The organism is Legionella sp. PC997, from assembly GCF_014109825.1.
In the GTDB taxonomy this organism is placed as follows: domain Bacteria; phylum Pseudomonadota; class Gammaproteobacteria; order Legionellales; family Legionellaceae; genus Legionella.
In genome coordinates this window covers 1404509-1420432 of sequence record NZ_CP059576.1, presented here as the reverse complement: position 1 = coordinate 1420432, position 15924 = coordinate 1404509, and the positions used below count along the sequence as shown (strand labels likewise).

Below are 15924 nucleotides of genomic sequence, written 5' to 3'. Positions count from 1 at the left end.
CAATTCAATGCACTACCGCTATTCATCAAACTCTTTTTATTAGAACTCTTCCTGATAAGAATCCGGAAGGTTTGCTTGAAAGTTTCTAAAATTTTCTTCCGCTTCATCCTTTTTTTCAATATTATAACAATCCTTTCGCTCCGCAGGATCTTGTATATCGTCACAAGTGCTATTATTTGGATTTACTGCATTAACAGCAAATGCATTCAACGAACAGAGTGCTAAAATCAAAACTAATTTTTTCATAATTGACTCATAAATTTATTTTTCTTGTTCGAGTAATCATACCTAATTCGAGAAATAAAATATATTTAATTTGCTTCAATGATATGGACTCAAAAATAATTGTCTTGGTTATCTAATGATAGGTAACTCAATTGAAGCCCCCTAAATTTTTCGTGCATGCAAATGTAATCTGCATGCACAAATGAAGTCTTAAAAGCATAAAAGCAAGATCGACTAAATAGATAATAATGTGCTTACTTCATCAATTTGATTGCGTTGTTTTGTTAATTCGTCTTGTTGGGACTTATCAAACATCAATTGCTCAAGTACTGTAATCACGGTATAGGGCAAAGGTTTAACTGCTGCAGCATAAAAGCTGCTGTAGTTTTTATTACCAAAAAAGTTCACGTTTTGCGGTAGCTTGCTCATAGTTTCAACTATTTTATTTCCTTGAGATTCTAATTGTTTTGCTTGTGCTTCTGCCTGGGTCACATAATGATAGATACCAAATGTACCTCCAACTACCAGCGACAAACCAATAACCAGAGGCGCTATAGAAGTAACCGAAGCTAAAACCAGCACCAAGCCTGTGGCAACCGCCAAGGTGGATAGCACAGTATTACAACCGCTATCAGCAATAGATAATAATTGCTGATTTAAATCTGAAACTTGTTTAATAAATTCAGCTAACCCCTTCTTATTTTGTTCAAAATTAATGTAATCATAAATGTCTTGATTATGACTTTGATAACCTTGCATCGCGCTGAGATGATTTAACATTTGCTCAATGATATAGGTTAAATCTGTTATTTTCCCTTTACGAATATATACCATTACAATGTTATAAAGTGTCTTCAACCAATGAGGTTCGGTATTCATAAATTCTCGAGAATAAAGATCCAACTTTTGAATAAACTCAACCGACAATTCCTTGCCGATATCCAGATGATTTGTTCTCCAAAAAGCCAATCCACTCGAGTATTTGGGTAAACCGTCAGCAAAACTTTTATTTCTTACTGTTAGTGTATTTAACAAACTGACATACATATAAAATTTACCAAAATGGTCAGTATTTTGATTTTCAATCTGGTGACATAATAACGCTAATTGACTTGATGGCATTTTTAACTCACTGTAAAAAAAAAATGATAATATAATAATGTGAATTATTAGTCACTCGTTTTCCATTGTAAGATTTTTCTTGGTCAGGTCACAGTTTTAAGCCCTATACAGGCAGCGCAAAGCACTCACCATTCCTTAGATAAGATTGAAATAATGGGCTCTGAGCAGAGCCCATGCATTCTTAATTATATGAAGCATTTACCGGACAAGTGAACGTTTGTCCCTTCGTGGAAAGAGTTGCTTGAGAGGGTAACCTAATAATACCATTTGCGTTGAAACCAATATTTGGCACATATACCGCATCGTTTAAAGTCATTGCTAAATTTCCATTGGTAAAGGATACAGTTGCATTCCATACTGAGGTCACCGCAGTAATCCCCTTAGCTACTAGACTTAATATCGCAGGATTAGCCATAGGTGACTTGGTGCTGATGTATAGGTTACAAGAACTCCCAGCCCAAGAGTCTTGTGGGGTCCCCCAAGTACTACATTGGGCCTTAACACTACAATTATTAGATGCCACCACGGTATAGTGAATAGTCTCTTGCTGCGCCGTATTCGCACTGATACTCAAATTTGTATTAAACTGAGCAGAACATAGTGTATTTTGGGGTAACTGAAGCGGTGTAACATTGATTGTGTAGTTACCAACAGGAAGGGAAACATCTTTTGGTGTTGAGCCAAGTAGCTGAACACTACTGGTATTAGAGTTCGAAGAATAAGTTACCGTAAATAGCTGGTCCGCATTGATAGGACAATTGCTATCTCCTGTAATCTGAATATTGAGAGTGCCTTTAGGCTCTTCAACATATTTAACGGTAATATCCGTTTCAGTATTTAAAGAAACAAGAGCCGTGTTTGTATTTTCGGGCACATAATTGATGCCGTCACTATTGGTAATTGAGTTTCCGGTTAACGTATAATTTCCTACAAGGACGTTGTTTAAACAGGTCAATGTATCAAAAGCGGTTAAGTTAAATTGATAACTGTTATTAACCGTTGTAGCTGTGATCACAGGAAATTTTGTTCCCGTATATCCAATTGGCATAGGTACTGTTACGCATAATTTGCCGTATTGTTGCACGGGTAAGAGTGCATTAAAGAGATCATGCAAATCTTGTTCTTTCCATGCAAATAGACTTAGATCAGAGTCACTTGCTCGAAGCCCTACAGGAAAATCAGCATTATTGAAGGTCCAAAAAAATAAATTATGATTTATTTTTTTATTAATCAAATAAGGTGCAACTGAATTTAGAAAAAAATCTTCCCCCCCAGTTGCAGGTATTTGAACGTCATATCCTAATTCACCGATTACAAATGGAAAACCTGAGTTCAATAAAAAGCCAAAGTTCCAATCAAATCGTATAGGACTGTCATTTGCATCGGACTGCCACCCAGCCACCTGAGATCCATATAGATGGGGGGCAAAAACTAGATGTCCGTTATTCCCATCATTATTAGGCCCCAACAACCAATCTGCGATAACATTTGGATCGGTGTTGCTAAAATTATTCGTTTTAATCGCTTGAATTAATTGGGTTCTAAAAGTGATGGCATCAAACCGAGCCACGCCGTTCGCTGACTGCGTTGTATCTAGTAAAGAGCGGAAATTTTCACCCCAATTTGAACCAATATTGGTTACACGCGAGGTATTCGCTGTAGGACAACGACTGTTGTCGTTAGTTAAACTAATGACATTCGGATCATTAATTTTTGTAGAAGAAGGCAAACAAATAGTAGCAGTATTGCTGTAAACAGGATCATAAGGATCATTCCCAGCGGTCCCACCCGGCCCTTCTACGAACAATAAGGTATTCACGTTAGAATCATATACTGCGCTTGCTGCTGCAGCAATTACTTTAATCCATGCGGGTTGTATGGGAGTTGTTTGCGTATTGTCTTGGTACCAGAATAATTCATGCGGCTCATTATAGATGTCGATACCTAATAAATTCGAAGGCGCATTTTTGATAAAGTTAACTACATCGTCATGATAATCTTGCAATGAATAATTGGTTGCTACTACAGTACCATCCCGAAAATTATCGCCAAGTCCTGGTCGGTGATGGAAATCGAGCATTACAAGAATGTTTTGTTTTTTAAATTCATTAATTGTAGCCGTTAATAAATCTGGTGCAGTTTTCGATTGTAAACAATGCCCACTTCCATCGGCCCCTTTACTCCAGTCACAAAAAGGGCCATTACCCGATTCCGGATTATTTACATCCGTAACTGAAAAATTAAAAGGAGATTGCTGTAGTGTTGTTGCATTGCGCCAAATACCTGGCTGTATCGGTAAACGAATTGTTTTAAAAGAGACGCCTTTATCTGCGCTTGCTATATTAGATCCTGGCACGGTCCAGGGCGATGTAAGTAACTGAATTACACCATTTTGTGTATCAATGGGATTGAAGGGAACATTCCAAAGTCCACCAAGAAAATTACTATCTTGAAATCCAATCCATGCAATACCATCGATGCTAATTTGATTTCCATTTCCATCAAATATTGCGCCATTTTTTATGGTATAAGCCCAAGATTGAGAAATAGAACAAATGAGCCCTGCAAGAATATAGATAAGTCTTGAGTATTTTAAAAACATGCCACGCTCCGTGCTTAGTTAAATAAATCACTTTTACCCATACAACAAAGAATAAACACCCTAAATAAAAGTTCTTGATAGGTAAAGCAATTTTTAAAAAATTTTTACTGAAGCAGATTAAACTTTCGAAGCATTGATGGGGGAGCTACCTTTTAATAGGTTAACTATGAGCTCTTATCATTATACGTAATGGGCATTAACCAAATTGTAAGTTAGAATAAACTTTTAATTAATACGTATGAAATGAACAAAATTTTAAAGCGAATTATAGGCTTATACTGCTTCTCTTTTACTCTTCATGCAGCTACTCAAACCTCAATTAGTTATTCACCGGGGCTTGGGTCGCCGATTACTACGGCGACTGCGGATACCCTGGATAAAGGCCAAATAGGGATCAGTCAACGCGCAGAATATTATCCAAGCATTCCTTTGTCTAGTACTGAACTTTTACAACATCCCTTAGCAGAAAGCCAGAAGTCTACTTTTACGAATTATCTTCAGGGATTTTATGGACTAGAAGATAATATAACCATAGGCATCAGTATCCCTTATGTGGTTAATTCATCCATCTCTGCTGTTAATTTTGATGCGGAAACCAATATAAAAAACATTATTCAATTGGGAAGCCCTTCGGGTATAGGCGACACCAATATCTTTTCTTTGTGGCAATTTTTGCATGGGAATAAAGCTTTTGCTTCACTGGCATTACTCTATGGCATCAATGCGCCGACAGGTAAAACCACAGTAAGAGATAATTATGGTGTACTCTTTTCTGCATCCGATCAACCAGGAAGTGGTGCCTGGACTCCCTTTGCAGGAATTATTATTTCAAAACAATTTAAGAAGTTTTCCTTAAGCGCAAACTTATTATATACACAAAGTACTGAAGGTTCTCAAGAGACAACTCAAGGCTCCATATTCGATTATAATTTTGCGGCTGTCATAGAGATGTACACAAAGAAAAAATTACACGTTGATGGTATTATCGAACTTACTGGCGAATATGCTGAAAAAGATAATATTGCAGGTTTAAGTGATCCAAACAGCGGTGGAAATAGTATTTTTTTATTACCAGGCTTAAGAGTAAATATGAATACCAATTTCTCGTGTTATTTTGGAGTTAATGTTCCCCTAGTCCAAAACTATTACGGAACGCAGGTGAAAAGTGCATACGGGCTCACAGGAGGAATTGATTTCACCATATAATAGTTCCGATTGTTTATCAGTTTAAAATGATCTTGTTACAATTGGTTTCTAATAATTGGCAATTGTAATGCGGTTGTAATTAACTCCCTGCGGCTATGACAGTTGAGTTTATTTTTAGCTGCATTAAGGTGATCTTCAACTGTTCTTGGTGATAGGTTTAATTGTTGACCAATTTGTTTTATTGTCATTCCTTTAACCAAATAATATAAGCATTTAATTTGTTTCGTTGTGAGTTGAGGGTACGAATTTTGATCTGACCGCTGAGAAGGAAGAACATTGAACTCAACAGGGCTGGGCATAGCCAAGGGTAGTGTCTCGTGTATGGCTTTAAACAATGAAGCATCATCATCTATCAGAAAAGATATTCCCACAACCCCCATGATCGTTCCTTGTCGCGTATACAATGGTGCTTTACGACTCAGATAATGCTGAATAGAACCATCCACTTGGACTGTCTCAATAAATGTTTTTGCTTTATTCTGTTGTATTATCTCTGCATCATTTTTTGCGAGTATAGGAGCTTGTTCTTTCCACAATAAGTCGGAATCCGTCATTCCCTTCATATCTTGCATCTTATTTACAAATAACATGTTCTGATTGCAGTCTAGATAACGCCCTTTTTTATCTTTTAAATAGATATTTGCCAGAGTGGTATCTAGAATATTGTCTACATTTGCTGTTTCCGTGTGTATATAGTGGTCAATTTTATGCATTACCTAAACATCGATAATAATTTATTAGGATTATTATACAATAATGAGCAACTTGTGTACAGAATCCCACTGATATCGAATTCCCTTTCTAGCAAGGTTTGACTTACTAAGAGCCCGCCTCCACGGAATCAGAAAAATTAACAATAACAGATAACATACGTCCAAGACCCCACGTACCTCCAAGACAGATAAACAGAAATAGCATTTGTGTAATTGAAGTGGTCCTGAAATAAAAGACTTGAAAAAAAATAGAAAAACACATGAAGACTAATCCGAATAAAATAGTACACAATGATCCTAAATGCTCAACTGGCTTCCCTACAAAAAAGGCTAATAGAAAAATATATATTGAAATAGCAAATAAGATACGGTCACAATTCTCTCGAATATCATACCAATATATAAGTTCAAAAAATAAGGTAACTATGCCTAATAGCCCGGCTAAGAAAACGAACATCACTCGGGCCTTACCCTGTTCGTTTTTAGAAAATAATTTCATCAATCCATTCATTAGTACGTCTTAATTACTTTATAGCATCTACCTATTTTGTTATAAATTTAATAATTTGGATACCGTATTGATCACGGTGTGTATTAGATCGTCAAATCTTCAAAATAATATTCTATGAACCAAGAGCGAGTTGGGTTTCTATACACAAAATTTTTAATTCCAAGAGCTATGAAGCAGAATGAAATGTTTTTTCCTATACTTATTGATGTAATTATTTGAAGTTATGAAATTTATAATTTCTCATTTTAATAGATATTTTTGAACCAGTTCCGTGATGAGTTTGTTTAAGTATCGAATCAAATATTTTTAGGATTGAAATAAACTAACTATTAAGGACAGATACATGTATTTTGATTCTTTTAGTCGTGAGGAATTACAAGATTTTATATTCCAATTTGAACAAGCACTCTACAATCATCATCAATGGTATAATTTAATCATACGTTCCCTTATATGTAGATTACCGCCTGATTTACACGACATGAGTACGAGTGCTCATAAAGAATGCCAATTCGGTCAATGGTATTATCAAACTGCGTCGAAGAGATTAAATCAACATCCAGGATTTATCGCACTGGGAGAAGAGCATCTGCAAATGCATAGAGCAGCCGCTACCCTGTTAGTCGCAATAAGTAAAGGCAATCCCGTATCCCCTCATGATTATGATATTTTTTCAAATACCATGGAAAAATTACATCTCGAAATTTCGGCAATGCAACGAGAATTAAGTGAATTACTTTATAATCGTGATCCATTAACGGGCTCGATCAACCGGAATAATATGTTACCCATCTTACGAGAACAACAGGAATTAGTTAATCGGCAAATACAATTATGCAGCTTAGTAATGGTTGATTTAGATCATTTTAAAGAAATTAATGATAAATACGGACTTGCAGCGGGTGACAGCGTATTAGCTTCCGTATGTCGATTTATTATGGAGAATATGCGCCCTTACGACAAAATTTTTAGGGTTGGCGGCGATGAATTTTTACTGTGTTATCAAAATACTAATACTGATCTCGCTCTTGAGATCACAGAACGTATTCGGATAGGAATTTCTTCACTAAAAATTAATATAGATAACCTTAAAACTATTCATTTAACAGCTTCATTTGGTATATCGCATCTTAAGACAGGTATTACAATTGAAGAATCCATCAAAAACGCTGACCAGGCTCTATATAAAGCAAAAAAAGAGGGACGAAATTGCGTGCAAGTTTTTGATTCTTGAGAGATTTCTAGTCTTGAGAAGTGCTATCTTATAAATCAATGTGCGCAGTTAACCCTAGGGAGATCAATGAAAAATAATTCATGGTTTCATTTCTTCTATTCGATTAGGCATCCCATTGCAATTCTTTGTACCCTACTCGGTTTTATTATTATTCAGTACGTGGCAATGCTTTTGTATATAAAGCCCTACCAATCTCTAAGTTTCTTAAAGCTATGTCAGCAGTTATGGCATTCAAGCAATTTGTTTTTACAAATGATTTTGGTATTTAATGTATTTATTAAACCACTGTTCATTTATTTCTTTGTGATTTTTTTATTTCATTATTTCAAAAATAGAAACCTATAAATTGCTTACTCCTTTATATTTGGGCTCGCTTCGAATTGGGCTTGGCCGGCCCTAAAAATTTAACTCCCACGTACCGCGCATAAAGCACGGTATCCAGAACCCTGGTCCCCCTCCGGATGTATTAACAACGGTTCAAGAAGGTTGGAACCTTTCGCAAAATTTCAGGTTGGTAATTTTCGAAAGCTCACTGCCATGCGGTTCAAGCTATTAATGGTAATAATAGCCATAGTCAGATCAATGAGCTCCTTTTCATTGAAACAACTTAAAACTTCATTATAGAGTTCGTCAGGAACGTGGGTTTCTGATAATAAAGTAACTGATTCACTCCAAGCTAAAGCTGCTCGTTCCCGAGGAGTAAAAAAAGGAGACTCTCTCCATACAACCAATGAATGGAGACGACGCTCAGACTCCCCATCTCTTTTAGCATCCGCACTGTGCATATCAACACAATAGACACAGCCATTAATTTGTGACACACGTAGCCTAACCAATTCAAGAAGAGATCGTTCTATTCCACTATGAACAACATACTGTTCAAGACCTAAAATCGCATTCACTGCGTCAGGAGCAAATTTAGTATAATCAATCCGTGTATGCATTATATTTCTCCCTATATTTTAATCAGATAGATTCTTCCTATAATTTAAAGCATTTCCTTGTCCTAAACTCAAAAAACAATTACGTCTAAAGAGCACTAAACTGAGGGCTTAAATTATCGGACATAGATGGGCACCCAAGTTTACCAAACCTAATCCTATTCCCTATTCATTGTTTCTTTTTATTAAATCGTTGTTCTTCATCCTCATCCGAATCAGGTCGTTGGTGTTTTTTATTTTGGTTTGAAATAGGTTCCTTTTCTTTGCTTTTGCTCTGAAAAAATTCCATCCAACCTGTATAAATCCCGGGTTTTTGGGGTGAGGATACTTTTATTCGTACACTAGGTCCCCACATTGATGATATATAGCGATCGTCGGAGAGCATTGTTAATTCATCAAGAGTAAAAGGGGAATTTCCCCCTACATCGCCATAACTTTCTGCCATTGTAGAAAAATATTCCATACAACGCTCATATATTCGTTCATTGGAAATATCAATTTTTGAATAGTGAGGCAATCTCTCTGCCTTTGCCATCTTTTCTTTAGAACGTAAGACCATTTCATATGCCGATTTGTAATGACTGTCCAACAAATAGGTTTGAAGATTAGGTAATCCCAACTCCTTACCAAAACATAATAATAGAGAGTTTAAAACAAAAGGGGATCGGCAGCTAAAACTATATTGCTTTGAATCTAATGGAGCATTAGATGAACGCTCAGAATCCTCAACGGAGTCTAGTCCCATTTCCCAGAGACTGAACCCATTTTTTGATTTTACCGAAACTAAGATATGTAATAGTTGAACAAAATTGAGCTTCTTTCCTGACTTAATATTTAAATCGATATCACCCTTTTCTACCGCCTGAGCAAATGCTTCAAGTAAAAGTCGATGTGTATAAGAACCATGTAAAAGGACACGATTAACTTGTTTATTTTCATTAAAAAGTTGACCACTTGAAACGATACGATCCGCTATCATGCTACTGACAAAACCAATAAACTTAACAATAAAACCATTTTTATTTACATCACGCAACTCTTCACGTTTTAATAATAATGTATCCAGAATCCTCCCCTTTTTCAAAGGTTGGTAGTCAGGTGGCGGACTACCTGGGATATAATTACCCCTTCCAGCAATCAAATGAGAAGGAAGCGAATTGTGTTCTGGGGGTATAATTTGGTTATCTTGCATTGATTTTCCCAAAACACCGTCCAAATCTTTAAGGTGATGGGCAACCTTCAGGGGATCGTAAGCAAAACTTATTATTTGATTCGCAATGTTTACTATTTCATCAGAAGTCAATTCATCTAATAAGAATTCGGGGATATTTAAATCCTCTACTTTGAGCATCGGAGGTGGGGTCTTTGATGCTTGGATTGTGATCTGCTCTTGTTCTACCTTGAAATTTGGTTCTATTGCACATTGATCAAAAAAATCAACGCTTCTATACCTAGGATCTTGAGTTAATTTCTTTACTTGTCTGGTAACAGTAACCCCATTTGAATCAGTTTTCGGCAAATTATTATCATCGCGGTCAAGCATTTATTACCTCAATAATTAATGGCTAGGTTCATCATTAATTATAGGAGATGATTTTGACGGTTGTTCTAAAATTGTCCATATGAAATTTACAAAAATTATTAAAAACTAACTATGCACACCTAATGAGCTATTTAATGATAATTTTTTACCTACAATGTGGGGGTTTTAGTTTTAATTACCGTCATATCAGGTACACTTTGAGCTCGCCCCATGAATCCATTAGTACCAAGTTGTTCTGTTTCCTTAGAACAAATCTCCCCTGGTTTATGCCCATGATCATATCTATTGGGAAGGGCTTCAGGCGCTTTCTTTTTTTGCTCTGATGTTTCACCCTTTGGTTTTTTAAGATTTTTGTGGGGTGTCAGTAAACCATCAATATTTTTGAGCACGTTATCCGCACCATGAATGAGGTCTTGTTGTTCTTTATAAACACTGTACTCCAACTTATGAATGGATGCTCGTTGCTCTCCAAAAACCATATAGCCTTGTTTTCTGGATTCATAGTGATAAAAAGCAAGAGCTGCGGCAAGTATTAATCCAACACCTAAAGCAATACCGATGCCCACTGGGCCGGTAGAAACGATAAGAGCCGACAAGCTGACACCGAGAATTTCAGCACCAATTGCCAAACCAAGCCCCATAATACCCAGTGTTCCGGAATACGTACATAGGAAGCTCCCAACCGAACTTAAGCCAACGAGGATTTTATCATTTCGCGTTACATAATCCGCCGCATTTATTTCTGAGCCTTTCACTAGGGTTGTTTTTTGAATGGTTTTGGTTAATTCCACCTTCATCAAGGCCAGTTCTTTCTTATCATCAGCAGTTAATACCCTTTGTGAGAGGAGTTGCGCAACTCTTTTTCTAATCCCCTGCAGAAAAGCCAGTTCCGCTTGTAACTCTTCAAGTTCGCGAATGGCATTTTTTTCAGATTGATTCTTTTTATAATTAGCATAAAGGATGAGGCTAAACCCCAAAATGGAGATAACAGCAAAGGCAATATTCAAGCCCAAAGCCACTGCTGCACTTGCCCCAGCTAATAATCCGGTATATGCAAACGACTCGGTTAATTCTGCTATAGATGCAGAAGGACAAAATGTTTCCAACAATGCAGCCCAAAAACTTTTATTTCGCAAACTTCCAATCTGTTTTTGCCGTAATCTCAAAGCTTCATCGATATGTTTTTTTGCATATCCAGGAGCAGGATCAAGCAGTAGAATTTTTTTATAAATAAGATCATCTTTTAAACTAGCTGCAATAATGAGCGGTATTTCTCCCTTATTATTCGGTACATTCAGAAGAATAAATGCCTGATTCTGAGAATTTTTCAGTCTCTCCAATTTAATGCTACGATCCTTATCCGTCCATTTTGCTTTCTTTTTTCTATCTTTTGCTGCTGGTGAAATTCCCAGCAGTTCATTGACTATATTAAAATAGCCCTTTTGCACTGCAAGGTGTAACACACTATTCCCTTCATCATTTAGCAATGAGATATCCGCTCCGAGGGCCAGTAAATGTTTTACAAAATATAAAGAACCTTCCTTCACGGCTAGATGAAGTAGCGTATTACCTTGGTCATCAACTTCATTGAGCTGTTCCTTGCTGATTTTCTGCTTAAAAACTTCCTTATTGTTGTTCAAAAGAGCTTTTTTCAATGACTCAATCATGTTGATTTTCCAGATTAAAAAAATGAATGAGCCATTATAACAAGAAATAATTAAGTAAAAATTAGATCCGTACTCGAATTGACCTAATACTGTGCACATATCTAGCTAGTATCCATTATGAAAATTACTAGCCATGCTAATACTTGTTCAGAGATGAACCTTCGGAAAGCCATGTAATGAGATAACATTTTCTGCTTTTATGATATAAATGCTTTTGACCTAGTTAAGTAAACAGCACTCCAAAATACTCTAAGAAATCTTTTCTAAAATTTCCTCAATAGGCAAACCCATGACATTGTAATAGGATCCTTTTATTTCCTTAACAAAGGTATCACGTACTGTTTGAATACCATAGCCTCCAGCTTTATCAAAAGGGTCTCCTGAATCAATATAATTTTGGATTTGTTCGTCTGTTAGGTTGTTGAATGTAATGTGGGTTGTCGCATAGTTAATGCACCATTTTTGTTCGGGTAAAAAAATAAGAGCATAACCAGTATAGACCTCATGGGAATTACCACTAAGCATACGTAACATTCGATAGGCGTCTTCGGCATCCCGGGGTTTTTCTAAAATATGATTCTGATAAGCCACCGTAGTGTCTGCTGCCAAAATGAGATGTGCACTCTCTACTGCAGTTTGTAACAAAATAGTGTGCGCTTTTTCTTCAGCCAAACGAGTGACATAAGCTCTCGCGTCTTCACCTTTTTGCACAATTTCTTCAATATCGGCGGGCATGACTACAGCATTCAACCCATGCTCTTGGAGTATATGGAACCGTCTAGGAGATGCGCTAGCTAGAATAACTTTTAGTGGATAGTTTGCTTTCATAAAATAAATCGCTCGATGTGTTCTTATATAAATTCTAACTTTTTAAACGTGCATAAGAGAATAATCATTTTGAAAAATTTCAAATTTGGCGATATCAATGATTTAAGTATTTGTTGTATACATCCCCATAGCTAACAAAATCCAGCCACAGATAAAGCAGGTGCCGCCTATTGGCGTAATCAATCCCAGCGCTTTTACTTGCATCAAACTCATTAAATACAAGCTTCCTGGAAAAAGCAAAATTCCTATAAAAAACAACCATCCAGAAACTCGAATAAATTGATTATTGAGGTGCCAAAGAATAACTCCAATGAATAATAAAGCCAAACTATGAATAAATTGATAAAAAACCCCTGTTTGAAATAGATGCATTTGATATTCACTAAATTGAGTCTTTAGATGATGAGCAGCAAAAGAACCTAAAATTGTGGCAACCATTGCGGAGGAGGCACCAATCGCAATAAAACGCTTGAACATTATTTCCGAACCTGAAGACATTTTACTATCCTAGAATCTTCAAAATGAATTAAAAATGACTATTTTGAATATTATTTTGGACATCTTATGCCTCCTTTCCTAGAATTACAATGATATGGATCGTTTTATAATGCCTTGATAAGGATAATAATTATGTGTCGATTCGTAGCTTATATAGGAAAAGAGGATATTTTATTTGCTGATCTGTTAGTAAAACCTAACAATTCTCTTATAAAACAAAGCCTTTTAGCGCGTGAATCTCGTACCCTGACCAATGGGGATGGGTTTGGCTTGGGATGGTATACTCATTATGATAAGACGCCCGCTTTATTTACCTCTCTTTTCCCCGCATGGAACGATCTAAATTTTTCTTATTTAGCAAAAAAAACCAGAGCTCCGCTTTTTTTTGCCCATATACGTGCAGCAAGTACCGGTGGTATTTCTCACTTTAATTGTCATCCATTTATATATAAAAACTGGCTCTTTATGCATAATGGATGGATTCCTTACTTCAAAAAAATAAAACGACAAATCCATAATTTATTGGATGATGATATTTATAATTGGATTAAAGGGAGCACAGATTCAGAATTAATTTTTGCCTTATTTTTACAATTAGCAAAAAATAAAAAATTATCTAGCTCTTATGACATATATATAAATTTACAGAAAACATTAAATATAATTAATGAATTAGTTAAAAATCATCATAAACAAGCGGTGTGCTATTTTAATATTTGCCTTACCGATGGAAAACGTATCGTGGCATTCCGTTATTGTACTTCATCACGAATTACACCTGAAACCATGTATTTCTCTCTAGGGGATGATTTTTTATCAAACTCCAGCCAACAAACCATGTATAAGCATGTAATTATTGCTTCCGAAAAATTATCCATTCATGGAGCTAAAACCACTGATAAATTTAAATGGCAAATTATTCCAGCAAACCATTGCTTTATGATTGAATCGAACTTAAGTATTTCATTACAAAAACTTTAGTCGAACTTAGGGACTAAGCTATGCATATTAAAAAAATGGAAGAATATAAAGTTGATTGTGAGTTATTTGAAAAAAATTTAATTGCTGAAACACTTCTTTTAGAAGAATGGTTCGCGAAAGACTATTTTAAATATGAAGCCATGAAAGCAGGGGCTGAAATTGAATTTCTTATTTTAGATAAACACTATCAATTAACACCTGATAATCTTTTTTTTACTAAAAAAATTAGAATTCAAGAATTGGTTCAAGAGGCAGGAAGATCTCAATTAGAAATTAATGTGCCAGTTCTTCCTTTGAAAGATGATTTCTTATCTAAACTACACCAAAGTATTTTAACTATATGGAATAAATGTTGTGAAACAGCATTTAATTCTCAACATCATTTAGCACTCATAGGTTCAATACCCCAAGTAGACCCTGCTTTTTTTAGTCCTTTATATATTACACCCCAAAATATTTTTATTCTAATGGATGAGTTTGTAGCTAAATATCGAAACGGTGAATCTTTATCCATTCATCTCGAAGGAGAAAAAGAAAATCTCCGTTTATTTCCAGAATCTTTAGCTATAGAAGGTTTAATATGTTCGTTGCAGCTTCATTTAGAAGTGCCTAATCGTCAATCAACTCATTATTTTAACATTATTCAAATATTGTCCGCTCCTTTATTGGCCCTTAGTAGTAATTCACCTTATTTTGCTGGGAAGCGTTTATGGAGCGAAACACGAATTGGCATTTTTGAACAACTTTATACATTTCCACTCCCATTGAAAAAAACCGTTTTTTTTGAACCCAACTATTTCAAAGAAAACCTTTTTCCCATTTTTAAAAATAATTTTAAAAATTTTCCTTATCTCTTACCTCTCGCTTCGTATAAGGACCCTATCAATAATATGTTTCATGTGAGATGTCAAAATAGTTGTATTTTCCGCTGGAACAGGCCTATTTTAGATTTTAATCAACAACATGAACCTTATCTAAGAATAGAGCACCGTGTCCTATCTTCTGGCCCAACTATAATAGATATGGTAGCCAATGCCGCATTTTTTTATGGCATAACTTTTCATTATGCGAATCACCTACCCTCCCTCAGCTCTTTAATTCACCAAGAGTCCAGTTTAAAAAATTTTTATGAAGCAGCTCGTTTCGGGTTAGAGGCGAGATTGAATTGGAGTCATGGTAAAATCAAGGCCAGTACTCTATTAAAAGACTTGTTGCCTCTCGCCCTCAAAGGACTTGAAGAGTTGGGAATTAACCACCTGGAGGCACGTTTCTATTTAGATATAATTAAAACCAGGCTTGAGAGAAATCAAAATGGAAGCATATGGCAAGAACAATATCTGGCGAAGCACAATAATAATTTTAATAGTCTTCTTGAGCAGTACGTTAAAAATCAATATTCGGAAACCCCAGTTGCTGAATGGAGCTTAGATTAATAGTTTTATAGAACTGGGATTCAAGTGTATATAATAACCAGAATATAGTGCTGGTTTTTTATTTACTTTGATAATCAATCACTACCACGGACTCAAGACCATTTTCCAACATCGGGACTAATACCTCCGTAGCGATCCTTTTATGCTCTGGATGCTCTAAATAAAGATCTCGTCCTTTTAAATCGTCAAAGGTCATAACGAATGCATGGGTAAATCCTTTATTTAATTGCTCAGGACTACAATTGGATCCACATGAAAAGTTTTTAATAGAGGGAATTATCTCCTGCAAATTTCCTAACTGATTTAGAGCAGAATTAATATCCGACTCTGCTAAATTTAATTTAAATTTTAATACAACCACATGATTAATCATTAATTCTTCCTATAAATGATCCACATTTTTAATAGTACCTGAATAAC

The 15924-nt window shown here is 35.7% G+C and carries 15 protein-coding genes; 4 read left to right on the top strand and 11 right to left on the bottom strand.

The window, feature by feature from the left end; all coding sequences use genetic code 11:
* Positions 1-39: 39 nt before the first annotated feature.
* The 3 genes from HBNCFIEN_RS06030 to HBNCFIEN_RS06020 all read right to left on the bottom strand — a co-directional run bounded on the left by HBNCFIEN_RS06030 (position 40) and on the right by HBNCFIEN_RS06020 (position 3949).
* Positions 40-246: a hypothetical protein gene (locus HBNCFIEN_RS06030; protein ID WP_182393162.1), complete on the bottom strand. Its 207-nt coding sequence runs from the start codon at positions 244-246 to the stop codon at positions 40-42.
* Positions 247-459: 213 nt separating this feature from the next.
* Positions 460-1347, bottom strand: a complete 888-nt coding sequence (locus tag HBNCFIEN_RS06025) for a hypothetical protein (protein WP_182393161.1) — start codon at positions 1345-1347, stop codon at positions 460-462.
* Positions 1348-1528: 181 nt separating this feature from the next.
* Positions 1529-3949 (bottom strand): cellulase family glycosylhydrolase, encoded by a 2421-nt coding sequence (locus tag HBNCFIEN_RS06020; RefSeq protein WP_182393160.1) that lies wholly within the window; start codon positions 3947-3949, stop codon positions 1529-1531.
* Positions 3950-4192: 243 nt separating this feature from the next.
* On the opposite strand from HBNCFIEN_RS06020, the gene HBNCFIEN_RS06015 reads away from it, so the two are divergent.
* Complete coding sequence (locus HBNCFIEN_RS06015) at positions 4193-5155, top strand: transporter (RefSeq protein ID WP_182393159.1); 963 nt, start codon at positions 4193-4195, stop codon at positions 5153-5155.
* Positions 5156-5190: 35 nt separating this feature from the next.
* On the opposite strand, the gene HBNCFIEN_RS06010 is transcribed toward HBNCFIEN_RS06015, so the two are convergent.
* Positions 5191-5868 carry a LuxR C-terminal-related transcriptional regulator gene (locus HBNCFIEN_RS06010; RefSeq protein WP_182393158.1) on the bottom strand — a complete coding sequence of 226 codons (678 nt, stop codon included), beginning with the start codon at positions 5866-5868 and terminating at the stop codon, positions 5191-5193.
* A gap of 106 nt (positions 5869-5974) precedes the next feature.
* Positions 5975-6367, bottom strand: a complete 393-nt coding sequence (locus HBNCFIEN_RS06005; RefSeq protein ID WP_182393157.1) for a hypothetical protein — start codon at positions 6365-6367, stop codon at positions 5975-5977.
* A 355-nt stretch (positions 6368-6722) separates the two neighbouring features.
* Here HBNCFIEN_RS06005 and HBNCFIEN_RS06000 point away from each other — a divergent pair, with 355 nt between their 5' ends.
* Positions 6723-7613: a diguanylate cyclase gene (locus HBNCFIEN_RS06000; RefSeq protein WP_182393156.1), complete on the top strand. Its 891-nt coding sequence runs from the start codon at positions 6723-6725 to the stop codon at positions 7611-7613.
* A gap of 506 nt (positions 7614-8119) precedes the next feature.
* Here the strand turns inward: HBNCFIEN_RS06000 and HBNCFIEN_RS05995 are convergent.
* The 5 genes from HBNCFIEN_RS05995 to HBNCFIEN_RS05975 all read right to left on the bottom strand — a co-directional run bounded on the left by HBNCFIEN_RS05995 (position 8120) and on the right by HBNCFIEN_RS05975 (position 13090).
* Positions 8120-8557, bottom strand: coding sequence for a carboxymuconolactone decarboxylase family protein (locus HBNCFIEN_RS05995; RefSeq protein WP_182393155.1), 438 nt, complete (start codon positions 8555-8557; stop codon positions 8120-8122).
* Positions 8558-8723: 166 nt separating this feature from the next.
* Positions 8724-10097: a hypothetical protein gene (locus tag HBNCFIEN_RS05990; RefSeq protein ID WP_182393154.1), complete on the bottom strand. Its 1374-nt coding sequence runs from the start codon at positions 10095-10097 to the stop codon at positions 8724-8726.
* Between the two features lie 149 nt (positions 10098-10246).
* Positions 10247-11764, bottom strand: coding sequence for an ankyrin repeat domain-containing protein (locus tag HBNCFIEN_RS05985; RefSeq protein WP_182393153.1), 1518 nt, complete (start codon positions 11762-11764; stop codon positions 10247-10249).
* 249 nt (positions 11765-12013) lie between these two features.
* Positions 12014-12592, bottom strand: a complete 579-nt coding sequence (locus tag HBNCFIEN_RS05980; protein ID WP_182393152.1) for a nucleoside triphosphate pyrophosphatase — start codon at positions 12590-12592, stop codon at positions 12014-12016.
* A 102-nt stretch (positions 12593-12694) separates the two neighbouring features.
* On the bottom strand, positions 12695-13090 hold the full coding sequence (locus HBNCFIEN_RS05975) for a DUF423 domain-containing protein (protein WP_255464371.1): 396 nt from the start codon (positions 13088-13090) through the stop codon (positions 12695-12697).
* Between the two features lie 132 nt (positions 13091-13222).
* Here HBNCFIEN_RS05975 and HBNCFIEN_RS05970 point away from each other — a divergent pair, with 132 nt between their 5' ends.
* Together HBNCFIEN_RS05970 and HBNCFIEN_RS05965 are read left to right on the top strand one after the other, a co-directional pair.
* Positions 13223-14071 carry a class II glutamine amidotransferase gene (locus tag HBNCFIEN_RS05970; RefSeq protein ID WP_182393151.1) on the top strand — a complete coding sequence of 283 codons (849 nt, stop codon included), beginning with the start codon at positions 13223-13225 and terminating at the stop codon, positions 14069-14071.
* 20 nt (positions 14072-14091) lie between these two features.
* Positions 14092-15504: a glutamate-cysteine ligase family protein gene (locus HBNCFIEN_RS05965; RefSeq protein ID WP_182393150.1), complete on the top strand. Its 1413-nt coding sequence runs from the start codon at positions 14092-14094 to the stop codon at positions 15502-15504.
* A gap of 58 nt (positions 15505-15562) precedes the next feature.
* On the opposite strand, the gene HBNCFIEN_RS05960 is transcribed toward HBNCFIEN_RS05965, so the two are convergent.
* Positions 15563-15877 carry a Dabb family protein gene (locus tag HBNCFIEN_RS05960; protein WP_182393149.1) on the bottom strand — a complete coding sequence of 105 codons (315 nt, stop codon included), beginning with the start codon at positions 15875-15877 and terminating at the stop codon, positions 15563-15565.
* Between the last annotated feature and the right edge of the window lie 47 nt (positions 15878-15924).